The organism is Streptomyces sp. WAC06614, assembly GCF_003949795.1.
GTDB lineage: Bacteria > Actinomycetota > Actinomycetes > Streptomycetales > Streptomycetaceae > Streptomyces.
Genome location: NZ_RPRY01000162.1, coordinates 1 through 16061, shown reverse-complemented (window position 1 = coordinate 16061; position 16061 = coordinate 1). Strand labels below are relative to the sequence as shown.

Here is a 16061-nt window from a genome sequence, read left to right as displayed (position 1 = left end):
GTCGTGGGGCTGGGGGTCGGGGTGCAGGTGATCTCGTCACGCGGGGTGTAGTGCGTGCGGTAGGTCTGCCGGCCGACCTCCTGGCCCGCCTTCATGAGGATGCGGTCGACGGAGACGTCGAAGCCGTCGTACGGGGTCTGCACCTCGCAGGTCGGTCCGGATCCCTCGCGCTTGGCGGGCTTGACCACGTTGGTGCGCTCACCCTTCTCGGAGCGGACCTCGTCGTACTTCTTGGTGCCCAGGAGGGTGATGGTCACCGAGGTGTCGGTGGACGAGGCCTGCACGTACAGGGCGTTGCCGGAGTCGTTGAGCCAGCGCAGGTCGAGGCTGCCCCAGGCGACGGTGGCTTCGCGGCCCTCCGGGTAGCGCTCGATGTAGAAGGAGTGCGCTCCGTGCTCGACCGGCTTGACGCCGGCGAAGAAGGCGGCGTTGTACATGGTCGTCGCGACGGCCGAGACACCGCCGCCGGGGGACTTCACGTAGCGGCCGTCGTTGATCATGATGCCGTCGACGAAGCCGTTCTCCTTGGTCCGCTCGCCGACGGTCTTGTTGAAGCTCCAGGTCTCGCCGGGGCGCACGACGGAGCCGTTGATCAGCTCCACGGCGCGGGCGATGTTGGTGGTGCGGTAGGGCGCCGCCGGGAAGGCGACGGTGAAGGAGGAGACCTTTTCCTTGATCCCCAGCCGGGCGGCGGACGCCGCCGTCAGGTCGGGCTGGACGGAGGTGGCGGCGAGCTCGGCCGTGCGGGCGGTGTCGCCGGTCCGGGTCAGCAGCGGCAGGACGGCCGTGCGCAGGGCCTCCTCGGTGACCTCGACACCGGGGCGGCCGTCCACCACGGAGACCTTGCCCTGGGCGTCGGTGCGGAAGGTGGCGTCGGTGGGGCCCGGGGCGGCCGCTTCGAGCTGACGGGCGAGCTCGGGGTCGGCCAGCAGGCCCTTGGCGTCCAGGGACGGCACCAGGCGTCCCTGCTGGTCGGGCTCGACCGTCAGGTGGCGGCCGAGGACCTCGGGGGTGAGGGTGATGCGGTGGCCCGCCAGGGTGAGGGTGACCGGGCCGGACATGGCGGGCTCGGCGAATTCCTTCAGGGCCCGGGCGGTCTCCGCGGCGCCCACGCGCGGCGGGGTCTGCTGCACCGGCACGGTGACCGGCCCGGTGCGGGGGGTGAGGTAGGCGGCGTGGACGGCGTTCACGGCCTGCTCGGGACGGAGCGTGACACCGGTGACCGGCTGGGTGACCTTCGGTGCGCCGTCGTCGAAGGTGATGACGCCGTCGCGGGCCTTGCGGGCGGCCGTGAGGCGGTCGAGGGCGGCGCGGTCGGTGGGGCCGTCGGTGCGGACGACGGGTTCGACGTCGCGGTCGGGCTCGGCGAAGAGCCGGCCGATCACGGTGAACGGGTCGGCGCCGGTCCGGGCGGCACGTTCGGCGGTGGCCTCCGTGTCGAGGGACAGGCCGAAGGCGGCGGGCAGGGCCTGCTCGGTGCGGTCGCCTATGCGCAGGGGTATGGGGGCGGCGGCGGTGGGGCCGAGCTCGCGGTCCAGGACCCGGCCGGCCTCGGCCCGGCTCATGCCGCCGATGTCGATGCCCTGGACCCGGGTGCCCGCGGCGATGTCGTCGCCGGCGACCACCAGCCCGGTGACGTAGAGCCCACCGAAGCCGAGCACGGCGACCCCGCCGGCGACGGGCAGAGCGGTCCGCCAGGTAAGCGTCCGGCCGTGTGCACGTCGCATGTCTCGTCTCTCCCTGGGGCGCCGACAGATAGGGGTACAGAACGGACACCATGATGACTGCAAATGGAGCAATCGGGACAAAAATGTGCCGATCCTCACGATCTCCACCTGGGAGGTCACGAGGATCGGCGGGCGCAGGGACCGGGATCAGTGGAACAGCATGGACGCACCGCCGGCGTCCGTGGTGACCGAGCCCGGACAGAGGAAGCTGCCGGAGGTCTTGGTGGCGGTGAAGGCCTGGTTCACGTACTTCCTGGTCGCGCCGTCGCGGTTCCAGGTGATGTTGGTGGCCTTGTAGCGGCAGCTGATGAAGCTCTGCTTGCCGGTGATGTCGATGCTGTCCGTCCGGGCGGTGCCGGCGGCGTCGTCGAAGGTGAAGACCGGGTTGTTGTTGAGGGTGGCGGAGATGCCGCCGGTGCAGGCCAGGTTGCCACCGGGCCGGTTGATGGTGTTGCGGTCGACGCTGAGGGTGGTGGGCGGGACCGCGCTGGTGGACGCGTTGGTCCAGGTGCAGGTCTGGCCGGCGACCACGATCACGCCGTCGGCCTTCTGGTCGACGGCGGGCCCGGCGGCGCCTGCCGTGGTGGCGCTGCCCAGGGTGACGGCGACGACCAGTGCGGCCGTTCCGAGACTGGCGATGTGCCTCATTGTGTCGCTCCTCCTTGCCACGTCCTTGTGGGGGTATGGAGCGAGGCCGGGGAGCCTCGCGGTGGGACTCGGAGTGCGCCAGGGAGCGTGCCACAGCACGCTTCAATTGTCATGAGCCGTTCAATTCATCGGGGCGGGAGGGGAGGTCCCGCTGGCCGAAACCCGTTGCCGGGCGGAGGAAGTGGGCGCGGGGCGGTGAGGCATCCGGCGGGGAGCCGGTCCGCGGGGGCGCCGCGGCGTACGGATATCCTGCGCGGGCGGCTCCCGGGCATTCGTGACCTGGGGAAAGCGGCCGGTCAGAAGGCCGGTTCGACGGAGATGACCGCCGCGTCGGCGGCGGCAGGAGGAGGAGCCACCGATGGACGTGCAGCACTTCGAGCGGATCACCGCGTTCATCGAGGCGCGCCTCACCCCGCTGTTCGACGAGGCGACCGGCAGCCGGCACGGCTTCGAGATGGACGACACCTCCCGGGCCCTGCGCGCCCTGCGCAACGCCGTGCTGGAGGCCTCCGCCGTCAAGGGGCTCCTCGCGCAGCTCCCCACGGCCGACGCCCCCACCCGCCGCGCCATCGACCAGTCGGTGGAACACCACTGGGACGTGCTGCGCGGCATCGCCCGGCAGTGGGAGGACCACGCCGACTTCCGGCGGGAGTTCAAGCGCCACGCCTGGGAGCTCGACGCGGCCCCCGCCCAGGCCTGACGCACCCGGCCCGGGCATCCGGCCCGGGCATCCGGGCTGGGACGGCAAGGCTCCGGCGGCAAGGTCTCCGGCGGCCGTGGCCGTCGGCTCAGGCGGCCGTGACCGTCAGCGCCCCGTCGGAGTCCTGGTCGACGCGGGCGCCGAACGGGCCGCTGACCCGGGCCAGCACCTCGTGCAGCCACCGGCAGTCGTCGGAACGGGCCCGGCGCAACCGCATCCGGTGCGCCTGGAGCACCACGACCCGGGCCTCGCGCAGGCTTCCCGTCGCCGGGTCCAGCGAGGCGAAGTACAGGGGGCGCAGGTCGTCGCGGTAGTCCTCGTAACCGCCGATGCCCTCGTAGTCGTCGATCAGGTCCCCGCAGCCGTAGGCGATGAGCCTGCCCCGGTAGACCTCCACGGGCCGGGCGTGGTGCGAGGAGTGGCCGTGCACCAGGTCGGCGCCCCCGTCCACCAGGGCGTGGGCGAAGCCGATCCGGTCGTCCGGGACGGCATAGCCCCAGTTCGAGCCCCAGTGGACCGAGACCACGGCCAGGTCGCCCGGCCGTTTGGCGTCCCGGATCCGGGCGGTGATCTCGGCGGCGCCCTCAGCGGTCTCCGGCACCAGGTCGATCCCGCTGCGCCCGGGCGTCGCCGCCCAGTCGGCCGGGATGCCGCTGGACTCGGCGCCGACGCAGAAGACCAGTACCCGCCCGCCGCCCGGCAGCGGGACGACGGCGGGACGCCGGGCCTCGTCGAGGTTCCCGCCGGCCCCGGCCGCGGTCAGTCCCGCGTCCCCGAGGGCCTCCAGGGTGTCGGCCAGCCCGCGCCGGCCGTAGTCCATGACGTGGTTGTTGGCCAGGGAGCACACATCGGGCCGGGCGACCGCCAGGCACGACAGATTGGCCGGATGCATGCGGTAGTGCACCTCCTTGCCGGGGGCGCTCTCGGCGTACTGGGTGACGGCGGTCTCCAGGTTCAGGATCCGTACGTGGGGCGCCGCGGTCTCCAGCACGCGCAGGGCGTCCCCCCAGGGCCAGGACGGGCTGGCCGCCCGCGGCACCGGACCGTTCACGGCCTCCGCGAGGCGGACGTAGGAGCGGGCGTCCTTGAGGTAGGCCTCGGCCAGTGAGGGATCGCCCGGGTGCGGCAGGATCTGGTCGACGCCGCGGCCCAGCATCACGTCGCCGGCGAGGAAGAGCCTGACCAGGTCGTCGCCCACGCCCCCAGCGTAGGCCGCGCCCGGCGACCGGGCGTGCCCGCCGCGGGGCCGGGGGGCACCCTGGAGGTATGGCACGAGCCAACGCACGGGTCGAGGCGCTGCTCCAGGAGTACGCGGACCTGATCGCGATCCGGGGCGGTGACGCCTTCAAGGTCCGCGCCTACGAGAAGGCCGCCCGCGCCGTGGGCGGCCACCCGGTCGACGTGGCCACGCTCGACGCGAAGGGCCTGCGGGAGATCCCGAACGTCGGCAAGTCGGTCGCGGACAAGATCCTGGAGTACCTGAGCACCGGGCGGATGTCCGTGGTGGAGGAGGCCCGCACCGCGGTCCCGGCGGGCGTGCGGGAGCTGATCGGCATCCCCGGCCTCGGCCCCCACAAGGCCATGGCCCTCTACCAGGAGCTGGGGATCACCTCCGTGGACGGGCTGCTCGCCGCCGTCCACGAGGAGCGGCTGCGTGACCTCAAGGGTTTCGGCGAGCGCAGCGAGGAGAACATCCTGCACGGCATCGCGCTGCTCCAGGAGGCGGGCGGGGGCCGGGTCCTGGTCAGCTCGGCGATGGAGCTGGCCGAGCAGATCATCGGCGACCTGGCGGGACTGCCCGGCTGCACCTCCTGCGCGTACGCCGGCTCGCTGCGGCGGATGCGGGAGACGATCGGGGACGTCGACATCCTGGTCGCGGCCGAGGACTCCGCCCCGTTCATGGCGGCACTGACCTCCGCGCCGTACACGGCGGAGGTGATCGCGGGCGGCCGCAAGAAGACCTCCGTACGGACCACCACGGGCCTCCAGGTGGACCTGCGGGTGCTGCCGCCCGCCTCCTGGGGTGCCGGACAGCAGTACTTCACCGGCTCCAAGGCCCACAACATCCGCACCCGCGAGCTGGCCGTGCGGCAGGGGCTGAAGCTGTCGGAGTACGGACTCTTCGACGCCGAGGACGACACGCTGCTGGCGTCCGCGACCGAGGAGGAGATCTACGCCCGGCTCGGTCTGCCGTGGATCCCGCCGACGCTGCGGGAGGACCGCGGCGAGGTGGCGGCGGGCCTGAAGGGGGAACTGCCGGAGCTGGTCACGGAGAAGGACGTCCGCGGCGATCTGCACACCCATACCGACCTCACCGACGGGCTGGCCCCGCTGGAGGACATGGTCGCGGCCGCGGCGGCGCGCGGGTACGCGTACTACGCGGTGACCGACCACGCCCCGAACCTGTACATGCAGCGCATGACCGACGAGAAGATCCTCGCCCAGCGGGAGCAGGTGCGCGCCCTCGACCGTGTCCACGGCGGCATGCGGCTGCTGCACGGCACCGAGCTGAACATCGGCCCGGAGGGCGAACTGGACTGGCCCGACGAATTCCTGGCCGGGTTCGACCTGTGCGTGGCCTCGGTGCACTCGCACTTCCACCAGAGCCGTACGGCCCTGACCCGGCGGCTGGTGCGGGCCTGCGAGAACCCGTACGTGAACGTCATCGGCCATCCCACCACCCGGCGGATCGGCAAGCGGCCGCCCATCGACGCCGATTTCGACGCGGTCTTCGAGGCGTGCGCCCGTACCGGCACCGCACTGGAGGTCAACGCGCATCCGGAGCGGCTCGACCTGTGCGACGAGGACATCCTGCGGGCGCGGCGGTACGGGGTGAAGTTCGCCATCGACTCGGACGCGCACTCCACGACCCATCTGCCGTACCTGCGCTACGGGGTGGGGACGGCCCAGCGGGGCTGGCTGACCAAGGACGACGTGATCAACACGTGGCCGCTGACCCGGCTGAGGAAGTTCCTGCGCAAGCAGCGGTGAGGGCCGCCGCTACGCCGCCGCCGCGCGCACGGCCGCACGGCTGCGGTCCCGGTACCGCCCGGGGGTCGAGCCGAACTCGCGGGCGAACGCGTGGGAGAAGGCGTACGGGCTGCCGTAGCCGGCCCGGCGGGCGATCGCGCTGAGCGGCTCCTCGGTGTCGCGGAGCAGGGAAGCGGCGAAGGTCAGCCGCCACCAGGTGAGGTAGGCCATCGGGGGCCGCCCCACCAGGGCGGCGAACCGGCGGGCGAGGGTGGCCCGGGAGACCCCGGCCTCGGCGGCCAGCCGGTCGATGGTCCAGGCGGCGGCCGGGTCGGCGTGGACGGCGCGCAGCGCCGCCGCGGCCACCGGGTCGCCGAGGGCCGCGGACCATTCCCCGGCCGCGTCCTCGTCGAGCCAGGCGCGGACCATGTAGACGAGGAGCAGGTCGAGCAGGCTGGGTACGGCCAGGCCGGAGCCGGGGCGGCGGGCGTCGAGTTCGCGGCCGAGCAGGTCGATGGCGGAGCGCAGCTCGGGGTGGCCGCCGACCCGGTGGGGCAGGTGGACGACCGTGGGCAGCTCGGCCATGAGCGGGTGGACATGACTGCGGTCGAGCCGGTACTTGCCGCAGAGCAGCACGGCCGTGTCCGGCCGCGCCCCGGCGCCGTCCGGCGGCCCGGCACGGTCCGGCCCGGCGCCCCCGTCGCCCGGCCCGGCGCTCCCGCTTCCGTCCGGCCCGGCGCCCCCGTCGCCCTGCTCCGCTCCGGCGCCGCGGGACCAGGTCTCGAACGGGACCGCCCGGGCCACCGTCGCCGCGTCGGCGGGCGAGTCGGCGAGGACGTGCCCGGTGCCGTGCGGCAGCAGCACCGCGTCGCCCGCGCGGAGGGTGACCGGGGCTCCCCCGTCCGGCAGCAGCCAGCAACTGCCCTCCAGGACGACGTGGAAGCCGGCCCCGTCGTAGGGGGCGAAGCGCGCGCACCAACGCCCGGAGATCCTGACCCGGTTGGAGGAGGGCTGCCCGATGCGTACGGCCGAGATCGCGTCACTCACCACGTCCATGGTCCCAGGGTAGCCGGGGCCTCAGGAGTGAGACGGACGCGTATTGCGCTGAGCCGGGCGGGCATTGAGCGGATCAGTCGCCCCTTCGTACGGTGTGATCATGACGAAGAACACCGTACAGAGCACCACCCTGGGCGAGGTCGAGGTCCTGCGGATCGCGGAGTGGCAGGGCGCCTTCGACGCCCGTGGCCTGGTCCCGGACGCTCCCGCCGGGCTGTGGGCGTCCCACGAGGCCGAGTTGGCGCCGGACCACTGGGAGGTGGCCGGGGACCGGGCGGTGCTGGCGCTGCAGACCTGGGTGCTGCGCAGCGCCGGGCGGACGGTCGTGGTGGACACCGGGGTCGGCAACGGGCGGGAGCGGCCCGGGATGCCCCACTTCCACCGGTGGCAGGGCGACTTCCTCGGCGGACTGGCCGCGGCGGGCATCCGTCCGGAGGACGTGGACGTGGTGGTCAACACGCACGTGCACGCCGATCACGTCGGCTGGAACACCGACGGTGGGCCGGGCGCGTGGCGACCGACGTTCCCGAACGCGCAGTACCTGATCCCGGCCGCCGACGACGCCCACTTCGGCCCGGACGGCGGGTACGGCGGCGGACTGCGCCCGGACGACCGGTTGATCTACGAGGACAGCGTCGCCCCCGTCCACCGGGCGGGACAGGTCGTGCTGTGGGACGGGGCCCACCGGATCGACGAGCACCTCACGCTGGAGTCGGCACCGGGCCACACGCCCGGCTCGTCGGTCCTGCGGCTCGCGTCCCGGGGCGAGCGGGCGGTGTTCGTCGGCGATCTGCTGCACAACCCGGTGCAGATCCTGCGGCCGTCGTGCAACAGCTGCTTCTGCCTGGACCCGGTCCGGGCGGCGGCGAGCCGGCTGCGGGTCCTCGAACGGGCCGCCGACCAGCGGGAGCTGGTCGTCCCGGCGCACTTCGCCGGGGCGGGCGCGGTCGAAGTACGCCGGGAGGGCGGGCGGTTCGCCCTGGGGCCCTGGGCCGCCTTCGCACCGGTCGGGACGCCGACCGCCTGAGCCGCTGCCGCCCGGGCCGGTCAGCGGCGCAGCGCGCCGCGGACGAACGCGGCCTGCCCGGCGTGCTGGAGGTCGTCGGCGACCACGCTGACCAGGCGGACGCCCAGGGTGACGGGCGGGTCCCAGCGGTCGTCGATCACCCGGTCCAGGTCGGCGGCGGGAAGGCCGTCGAGGAAGGCCCGGGTCTGTGCGTGGACGGCGTCCAGGTAGCCGAGCAGCAGCTCGCCCGACTCCACCCGGACCTGGCCCACCTGGCGGGCGGTGTGGCCGTACCCGGTGGCGTCGGCCGGGAACGGCAGGCCGAACCGGTCGGCCCAGCCCTGGGCGTGCCAGACCTGCTCCAGGCCGGCGGCGTCGGCCACGTGGTCGTCCTGGACCCGGGCGAGGTGCCACACCAGCCAGGCGATCGAGTTGGCCTCGGGGTCGGTCCGGGCGTGGAGCTCGTCCGCCGACAGGCCCTCGACCACCTCGTGCACCACCTCCTGGACGCGTCCGAACGCGTCGGCGAGTACCTCCGTGGCCTTCATGGTTCCGCTCCGCCCTGGTCGTGGCCGGCGGCCGCCGGCACCCCACCACCATGCGGGGCCGGTGGCGCGGAGCGGCGGACCTCGCCGCCGACACGCGGGGGGCAGGAGCAGCGGGGCGTGGCCGGAAGTGGTCCCTCGGGAGTACTCCGGTCGGTGGGGCGGGGTGGGGTGGGTTCCCCGATCCGGCCGCTTCTTCCGTAGGCTCAGGTCACGGCCGTCGGGGGGCCGTTGAGCGAGGTGAACGCCCAAGGGGCCGGCACCCGTCTTGACGGATGAAGCGCCCCGGGCGGTGCTCGTGCGTTTTGTCCGTGTATTGCAAGTTTGTTGAGGAGTGACGTGCCCCGATCCTTCGATCGACGTCTGGCCCTGTCCGCCACCGCGCTGCTCGCCGTGGTGGTCGGCGTGACCCCGGTGACCGCCGCGCAGGCGGCCCCCGCCACGGCGGCCCCGCTCGCCGCACAGACCACGGCTTCGACCCTCGACGCCCAGGCGCTGGTCGCGGCGTTGCAGAACACCGTCGACAACGGCGCGCCGGGGGCCATGGCCCGCTTCTCCGGCCCGCAGGGCGTCCGCGGCGGACTCGTCGGGGTGAGCAACACCTCGACGGGCGCGCCGATGAACCCGACCGCCCGCTTCCGGATCGGCAGCGTCACCAAGACCTTCTCCAGCGTGGTGCTGCTCCAGCTGGTCTCCGAGGGCAAGGTCAGCCTGGACGCGCCGGTCAACCAGTACCTGCCCGGGCTGCTGCCCGACAACCGGATCACGGTGCGTCATCTGCTGAACCACCGCAGCGGTCTGGCCGACTACACCAACGCCATGTTCGCGCAGACCGTGCCCGGCTTCGAGGCCGTGCGCAACCGCGTGTTCAGCTACCAGGAGCTGGTGGACCTGTCGCTGCGCGAGCCGCGCACGACCGAGCCGGGTGTGGCGTACAAGTACTCGAACACCAACTTCGTGGTCGTCGGCATGCTCATCGAGAAGGTCACCGGGACGCCGGTGGCCACGCAGTACCAGAACCGCATCATCAAGCCGCTGGGGCTGGCCAACACCTCGTACGTGCACCCCACCGCGACCATCGCGGGCCGGCACGTGCGGGGCTACCTGCACCCGGACGAGGCCGGGGCCCCGCTGGTGGACTCCACCGAGCAGACGGCCTCCTGGGCCCAGTCCGCCGGTGCGATGATCTCCAGCCTGGCCGATCTGAACACCTTCACCGCGGCGATCGTGGACGGCCGGCTGCTGAAGCAGCCCGTGCTGGACCAGATGCTCGCCATGACCCCGACCGACGCCACCAACACCAAGTTCTACGGGCTGGGGCTGCGCCGCTACGACCTGTCCTGCGGCACCCAGGTGTACGGCCACACCGGCACCGTGCAGGGGTTCTACACCTACGCGTTCAGCACCCGGGACGGCAAGAGCTCGCTGTCGGCGACGGCGAACACCTCGAACCACGGCCAGGCCAACACCGCGCTCGGCGGCACCCTGGAAGCCGCCTTCTGCGGGAACAAGCCGGCGGCGACGGCCCGTGCCGAGTCGGCGCGCGGCTTCGCCCCGACGTTCGATGCGGAGCCTGACCTGCCCGAGCGCAACGGCTGACCCGGCCGGGCAGCCGGGCCGCCGCCCTGAGCGCTACGTAGGGAGTCCGAGGATGCGGGCCGCCATGGCCCGCATCTCCACCTTGCGGATCTTCCCGGTGACCGTCATGGGGAACTCCTCGACGACGTGGACGTAGCGCGGGATCTTGAAGTGGGCGAGCCGTCCGTCGCAGTACGCGCGGACGGCGTCCGCGGTGAGCGGCTCGGCGCCCTCGCGCATCCTCAGCCAGGCCATCAGCTCCTCGCCGTACTTGGGGTCGGGCACGCCGATCACCTGCACGTCGAGGACGTCGGGGTGGGTGTACAGGAACTCCTCGATCTCGCGCGGGTAGAGGTTCTCCCCGCCACGGATCACCATGTCCTTGATCCGGCCGGTGATGCTGACGTAGCCGTCCTCGTCCATGACGGCCACGTCCCCGGTGTGCATCCACCGGGCGGCGTCGACGGCCTCGGCGGTCTTCTCCGGCTCGCCCCAGTAGCCGAGCATGACCGAGTAGCCGCGGGTGCACAGCTCTCCCGGGACGCCGCGGGGCACGGTCCGGCCGGTCCCGGGGTCGACCACCTTGACCTCCAGGTGCGGGCCGACCCGGCCGACGGTGGACACCCGGCGTTCCACGGAGTCGTCCGCGCGGGTCTGCGTGGACACCGGCGAGGTCTCCGTCATCCCGTAGCAGATCGCGACCTCGGTCATGCCCATCCGGTCGATGACCTCCTTCATCACCTCGATGGGGCACGGCGACCCGGCCATGATCCCGGTGCGCAGGGCGGACAGGTCGTACGTGCCGAACGAGGGATCGGCCAGTTCGGCGATGAACATGGTGGGCACCCCGTAGAGCGAGGTGCACCGCTCCGCCGCGACCGCCGCGAGGGTGGCGGCGGGCTCGAAGGAGGGCGCAGGGATCACCATGGCGGCGCCGTGACTGGTGCAGGCCAGATTGCCCATGACCATGCCGAAGCAGTGGTAGAAGGGCACCGGGATGCAGACGCGGTCGTGCTCGGTGTAGTGCAGGAGCTCGCCGACGAAGTAGCCGTTGTTGAGGATGTTGTGGTGCGACAGGGTCGCGCCCTTGGGGAAGCCGGTGGTCCCCGAGGTGTACTGGATGTTGATCGGATCGTCGGGACTCAGTCCGGCCCCCGCCCGCTCCAGGACGGACCGGTCCGCCCGCCGGCCGGTCTCCAGCAGCCCCTCCCAGCCGTCGCTGCCGAGCAGGACGACGTGCTCCAGCTCCGGGCAGCGCGGCCGAACCTCCTCGATCATGGCCGCGTAGTGCGAGGTCTTGAACCGCTCGGCGGCGGCCAGGAGCCGGATTCCCGACTGGCCGAGGACGTATTCCAGCTCGTGCGAGCGATAGGCCGGATTGACGGTGACCAGGATGGCGCCGATCTTGGCCGTGGCGTACTGGACCAGGGTCCACTCCGCGCAGTTGGGCGCCCAGATGCCGACCCGGTCGCCCCGGTTGATGCCCAGCTCCAGCAGCCCCAGCGCCAGGGCGTCGACGTCCGCGGCGAGTTGGGCGTAGGTCCACCGGCGGCCGGTGGCCACCTCCACCAGCGCCTCCCGGCCGGGGTGCGCGCGCACCGTCCGGTCGAGGTTGTCGCCGATCGTGTCCCCCAGCAGCGGTGTGGCGGAGGGCCCTGATGCATAGCTCGGCGCGGTGGACACGACAGACCTCCTGGGCGGCGGAAGCGGCAGCCCCCTCATGATCCTCGCCGGGTGCCCGGGCCACCAGTCCCCGGGCGGGGGCCTGTGCGCCGGGGCGCCGTCAGGCCGTGGCGTGGTGGCCCGCGAAGAGGTCGAGCAGCCCCTGCGCGGCGGCGCGGAATCGGCCTCCTGGTCACTCCCGTTCCGCAATCACTACATTTTTGCAGTGGATACGGATCTGCCTACAGTGGGACATGCCGCAGACTCCCGGGCTCCGTGAACGCAAGAAGGCCGCCACCCGCAAGGCCCTGTCCGACTCCGCCCTGGAGCTGTTCCTGGAACGCGGCTACGACCGGGTCACCGTCGCCGAGATCGCGCGCCGTGCCGAGACGGCGGTGACCACGCTGTTCACGTACTTCCCCGGCGGCAAGGAGGCACTAGTCCTCGGTGACGGCGCCGAGCGCGAGGCCTCGCTCACCGCGGCCGTACGGGAGCGGCCCGAGGGCACACCGGTGCTGGAGGCGCTGCGGGGCTTCCTCGCCGGCCGTGGCGTCCTCGACCGGGACCGCGACCCCGAGCACCGCCGGCGCACCGACCTGGTGCTCTCCACCCCGGCCCTGCGCGCCTACGCGCGCACCCTGTGGACGGGCTGCGAGGACGCGCTCACCCGGGTCCTGGCCGAGGAGACCGGCCGGTCGCCCGAGGACACGTCCCTGCGCGTGCTGGCGCGGTTCGTCCTGGAGACCCCCGACCTGGCCGGCGCGTCGCCGGACCCCCTCGGGACCCTGGACACCGTCTTCCGCCACCTCGCACTCGGCTGGCCCGAGCTTGCCGCCTCGCGGATGATGAAGACATGACTCCCGAGCGGTACGAGCTGGTGTTCGCCGACGGCGCCGAGGGCGAGGAGGACGTCGTGATCGTCTCCCGCACCGAGTACACCGGGGCCGGCGGCCACCCCGTCTACGTGGACCCGAGCGGGATCGTCCGCGCCGAGATCAGCGACCAGGGAGAGGTCCGCATCCTCGCCTCGGGCGCCGGTCAGGTCCCGGCCCGCGTCCTGCGGGCCCGCGCCCTGTCGTGACGGGACGGCCCTGGCAGCCGGACCAGCCGTGGCGGCCCGAACGGTCGTGCCGGACCGAGCATCCGGAACGACGGACGACGGCCCGCGGGGTCAGGCGACGCCCTGCGGCCGGAACTGCACGCTGATCCGCGGTCCCACCGCATGCGTGGTCTTGGGGATCGCGTGCTCCCACGTGCGCTGGCACGAGCCGCCCATCACCAGCAGGTCCCCGTGCCCCTGCGGCAGCCGCAGCGAGGCCCCGCCGCCACCGCGCGGCCGCAGGGCCAGGTCCCGCGGGTCGCCGACGGACAGGATGGCCACCATCGTGTCCGCGTGCGCGGAGCGGCCCGTCCGGTCGCCGTGCCAGGCGACGCTGTCCCGGCCGTCGCGGTAGAAGCACAGTCCGGCGGTCACGAACGGCTCGCCGAGCTCCTGCGCGTAGTGCGCCGAGAGGGCGGCCCGGGCCTCGTCCAGGACCGGGTGCGGCAGCGGGTCGCCGTCCGCGTAGTACGCGAGCAGCCGCGGGACCTCGACCTCGCGCTCGTACATCTGCCGCCGCTCCGCCCGCCAGGGCACGGACGCGGCCAGCTCCTCGAACAGCGCGTCCGCGCCGCTCAGCCAGCCTGGCAGCAGGTCCACCCAGGCCCCGCTGCCCAGCTCGCGCCGCCGCAGCCCGCGCAGCGGCCCGAGCCGGGCTTCCTCGGCCTGGTCGAACAGCGATCCCTGGAGCGGTGCGTGCATACGACCAGCGTACCCACACAACCGAACATATGCTCGATCACCTGCGGGGCTCCACCGGCTCCACCTCCCGCCCGGCCGTCTCCTCCGGCACGGCGAACGGCCGGGCCGCCCCGCAGATCGTCACCGTGGCCGCCAGGAACAGCGCCGCCAGCAGCAGCCACCCGGGCGTCCCGCCCGGCAGCAGGAAGGCGGTGACCAGGAAGGGGCCGAACACCAGCTGGGCGCTCTGGCCCATGCTGAACACCGAGAGGTACCGCCCGCGGGCCCGCGCCGGGGACATCTCGTACGACAGCTCCCAGCGGGCCACGGCGTGCAGGTTCTCGCCCGTGGTCAGCAGGACGACGGCCACCACGGCGGCCGCCACCACCGCCCCCGGGCCGCGCACGCCGGCGCTCGCGCCGGCCCCCGCGAAGACCAGACACGCGAGGACGAGGAACACACAGGCGAGCCGGAGGATGCGCAGGGACCTCGCGGCGCCCCGGGCGTGCCGGGCCACGGTGAGCTGGAAGACCACGGTCAGCACGGTGTTGACCGCCAGCAACGCCGAGCTGACGCTCTCCGGCAGCCCCGCGCGCTGCACCGTCCACAGCGGCAGCAGGATGAACAGGACGCAGTCGTGCAGGTGCAGCACGGCGTTGGCACCGCAGACCACCAGGAACCGGCGGTCCCGGAACGGCGACCCGCCCCGGTCCGCCCGGCCGCCCGGTCCGGACGCCGCCGGCTCCGACGGCTCCGCCCGCTCGGGCGGGCCCGCCGGCTCCGGCACGTCCGACGACTCCGGTAGGCCCGACGGCTCCGGCGGAGCAGCCGGTCCCGTTCCCCGTCCCGGGTCACCGCCGGCCGCCTCCGCCGCCCGCCCCGCCGCCACCACGGCCCGCGCCACCGCGAGGAACACCAGGGCGTTGAACGCGAACAGGCCGACGAACCCGGCCCGCGCGTCCGCCGCCTGGACCACGGCCGCCAGCAGGAACCCCACGGTCAGCCCGGTGTTGCCGATCGCCCGCAACGAGCCCATGGTGCGGGTGCGTTCCTCGTCCGTCTCGAACTCGCCGACGATCACCTGGAGCAGCGGCTGCCCGGCCCGCAGCGCGCCGGTGACCACGCAGGACACCACCAGGTATCCGGCGTAGTCACCGACGAAGGCGTACGCACCGAACCCGGCCGCGCGCACCAGGGTGAGCCCGACGTACACCCGCCGCGCCCCGACCCGGTCCGCGAGCGGCCCGAACAGGGCGGGGCTGAGCAGGCCGACGACATTGGCGGAGGCGATCGCGCTGCCGACCGCCACGGCCGAGAGGGACAGGTACTGGACGAAGTACAGCGTCGCCGAGGCGAGGAACAGCCCGTTGGCGATCGAGTCGGCGGCCGCGCCCGCCGCGATGAGCCGGCCCTGCCGGGAGCGCGGCAGCACAGCCCGGGTCAGACGCGTCAGGCGCGTCGGACGCGCCGGACCCGGCCGGTGGGGCCCCTGCGTCGGGTGCGTCGGCGTCGTCACCCGTGCCGCCGGTCCAGACGGCCGGCCAGCACCGGGCCGATCGTGGTCAGCGGTCCGGTCCGCAGCATCGCGCCGTGCGCTGCGGGCACCTCGTGCACGGTCACCGGGCCGTCCACGTAGCGCTGCCAGACGTACGGGTCGGGGCGTGCGGCGGGCCGTTCCTCCGTCGCGACGAAGAACAGGAGTTCGCCGTGGAAGGTCCCGCCCGAGATCGCCCCCGCCAGCGCGGAGTTGCGGGCGAAGACCGCGGGCAGGGCCGCGACCGCCGCCGGGGGCAGCCCTTCGAGCGGACTGCCCTCCCCCGCGACCGCCGCCGCGAAACCGGCGGCGGTCAGCGACTGCCCGTCGGCGGCCTCGATGCCGAGGGAGTCGAGGAGTTCGCGGAGAACCGCCGGATCCTCGGCCGCGTACGCGCGGCGCTCCGACTCCCCCGGCCGGCCCGTGGCCGGGTACCCGTCGAGGACGGCGAGCAGGTCCACCCGCTGCCCGGCCGCCTGGAGCTGTACGGCCATCTCGTGGGCGGCGCCGCCGCCGAAGGACCAGCCCAGCAGGTGGTACGGGCCTTCGGGCTGCACGGCACGGATCCGGCGGACGTAGTCGGCGGCGATCTGCGACAGCTCCGCCGTCGGGTCCGCCGTCGCGTCCCCCGCCAGGGCCGCCGGGTCGGTCAGGGCCCTCGACTGCACGGCGTACAGCGGGACGTCGGCGTCCAGGTGCCGCAGCAGGTGGGAGTACGTCCAACCGATGCCGGCCGCCGATGCCCGGGAGGCGGTCCTGTGCCGGATCTTCGGCGAGGTGCTGGGGGTGTCCGGCGTCGGCGCGGACGACGACTTCTTCGCCCTGGGCGGCCACTCCCTGCTCACCACCCGGGTG

Annotated in this window: 16 protein-coding genes; 7 read left to right on the top strand and 9 right to left on the bottom strand. The window is 73.5% G+C overall.

Annotated features, from left to right (window positions below; translation table 11 throughout):
• Both EF918_RS21380 and EF918_RS21375 read right to left on the bottom strand, forming a co-directional pair.
• Nucleotides 1–1727 (bottom strand): VanW family protein (locus EF918_RS21380; RefSeq protein ID WP_125649035.1); only part of this gene is annotated, 1727 nt, incomplete at its 3' end.
• A 147-nt stretch (nucleotides 1728–1874) separates the two neighbouring features.
• Nucleotides 1875–2375, bottom strand: a complete 501-nt coding sequence (locus EF918_RS21375) for a hypothetical protein (RefSeq protein ID WP_125649032.1) — start codon at nucleotides 2373–2375, stop codon at nucleotides 1875–1877.
• A 358-nt stretch (nucleotides 2376–2733) separates the two neighbouring features.
• Here EF918_RS21375 and EF918_RS21370 point away from each other — a divergent pair, with 358 nt between their 5' ends.
• Complete coding sequence (locus EF918_RS21370) at nucleotides 2734–3075, top strand: hypothetical protein (RefSeq protein ID WP_125649029.1); 342 nt, start codon at nucleotides 2734–2736, stop codon at nucleotides 3073–3075.
• 88 nt (nucleotides 3076–3163) lie between these two features.
• On the opposite strand, the gene EF918_RS21365 is transcribed toward EF918_RS21370, so the two are convergent.
• Nucleotides 3164–4273, bottom strand: a complete 1110-nt coding sequence (locus tag EF918_RS21365) for a CapA family protein (protein ID WP_125649026.1) — start codon at nucleotides 4271–4273, stop codon at nucleotides 3164–3166.
• A 68-nt stretch (nucleotides 4274–4341) separates the two neighbouring features.
• Here EF918_RS21365 and polX point away from each other — a divergent pair, with 68 nt between their 5' ends.
• Nucleotides 4342–6066, top strand: coding sequence for a DNA polymerase/3'-5' exonuclease PolX (gene polX, locus EF918_RS21360; protein ID WP_125649023.1), 1725 nt, complete (start codon nucleotides 4342–4344; stop codon nucleotides 6064–6066).
• A 9-nt stretch (nucleotides 6067–6075) separates the two neighbouring features.
• Here the strand turns inward: polX and EF918_RS21355 are convergent, their stop codons facing one another.
• Nucleotides 6076–7101 (bottom strand): AraC family transcriptional regulator, encoded by a 1026-nt coding sequence (locus EF918_RS21355; RefSeq protein WP_125649020.1) that lies wholly within the window; start codon nucleotides 7099–7101, stop codon nucleotides 6076–6078.
• Nucleotides 7102–7201: 100 nt separating this feature from the next.
• Here EF918_RS21355 and EF918_RS21350 point away from each other — a divergent pair, with 100 nt between their 5' ends.
• Nucleotides 7202–8128: an MBL fold metallo-hydrolase gene (locus EF918_RS21350; protein WP_125649017.1), complete on the top strand. Its 927-nt coding sequence runs from the start codon at nucleotides 7202–7204 to the stop codon at nucleotides 8126–8128.
• 20 nt (nucleotides 8129–8148) lie between these two features.
• Here the strand turns inward: EF918_RS21350 and EF918_RS21345 are convergent, their stop codons facing one another.
• On the bottom strand, nucleotides 8149–8655 hold the full coding sequence (locus EF918_RS21345; RefSeq protein ID WP_125649014.1) for a DinB family protein: 507 nt from the start codon (nucleotides 8653–8655) through the stop codon (nucleotides 8149–8151).
• Between the two features lie 336 nt (nucleotides 8656–8991).
• Here EF918_RS21345 and EF918_RS21340 point away from each other — a divergent pair, with 336 nt between their 5' ends.
• Nucleotides 8992–10251, top strand: coding sequence for a serine hydrolase (locus EF918_RS21340; RefSeq protein ID WP_125649011.1), 1260 nt, complete (start codon nucleotides 8992–8994; stop codon nucleotides 10249–10251).
• A 33-nt stretch (nucleotides 10252–10284) separates the two neighbouring features.
• Here EF918_RS21340 and EF918_RS21335 read toward each other — a convergent pair whose 3' ends face one another.
• Nucleotides 10285–11913 carry an AMP-binding protein gene (locus EF918_RS21335; RefSeq protein ID WP_260610456.1) on the bottom strand — a complete coding sequence of 543 codons (1629 nt, stop codon included), beginning with the start codon at nucleotides 11911–11913 and terminating at the stop codon, nucleotides 10285–10287.
• A 233-nt stretch (nucleotides 11914–12146) separates the two neighbouring features.
• Here EF918_RS21335 and EF918_RS21330 point away from each other — a divergent pair, with 233 nt between their 5' ends.
• Both EF918_RS21330 and EF918_RS21325 read left to right on the top strand, forming a co-directional pair.
• Nucleotides 12147–12749 (top strand): TetR/AcrR family transcriptional regulator, encoded by a 603-nt coding sequence (locus EF918_RS21330; RefSeq protein WP_125649005.1) that lies wholly within the window; start codon nucleotides 12147–12149, stop codon nucleotides 12747–12749.
• Nucleotides 12746–12973: a DUF6296 family protein gene (locus tag EF918_RS21325; protein WP_125649002.1), complete on the top strand. Its 228-nt coding sequence runs from the start codon at nucleotides 12746–12748 to the stop codon at nucleotides 12971–12973. Before EF918_RS21330 ends, EF918_RS21325 begins: the two co-directional genes overlap by 4 nt.
• A gap of 90 nt (nucleotides 12974–13063) precedes the next feature.
• Here the strand turns inward: EF918_RS21325 and EF918_RS21320 are convergent, their stop codons facing one another.
• From EF918_RS21320 to EF918_RS21310, 3 genes are all read right to left on the bottom strand, one after another.
• The gene (locus tag EF918_RS21320; RefSeq protein ID WP_125648998.1) at nucleotides 13064–13693 is read right to left on the bottom strand and encodes an alpha-ketoglutarate-dependent dioxygenase AlkB; all 630 of its coding nucleotides are present in this window, start codon (nucleotides 13691–13693) and stop codon (nucleotides 13064–13066) included.
• Nucleotides 13694–13730: 37 nt separating this feature from the next.
• On the bottom strand, nucleotides 13731–15104 hold the full coding sequence (locus tag EF918_RS21315) for an MFS transporter (protein ID WP_185921843.1): 1374 nt from the start codon (nucleotides 15102–15104) through the stop codon (nucleotides 13731–13733).
• An 80-nt stretch (nucleotides 15105–15184) separates the two neighbouring features.
• Nucleotides 15185–15934: a thioesterase domain-containing protein gene (locus EF918_RS21310; RefSeq protein WP_260610457.1), complete on the bottom strand. Its 750-nt coding sequence runs from the start codon at nucleotides 15932–15934 to the stop codon at nucleotides 15185–15187.
• Here EF918_RS21310 and EF918_RS37120 point away from each other — a divergent pair.
• On the top strand, nucleotides 15933–16061 hold a 129-nt coding region (locus EF918_RS37120), incomplete at its 3' end, for a phosphopantetheine-binding protein (RefSeq protein WP_185921842.1). The two genes, EF918_RS21310 and EF918_RS37120, sit on opposite strands and share 2 nt — an antisense overlap.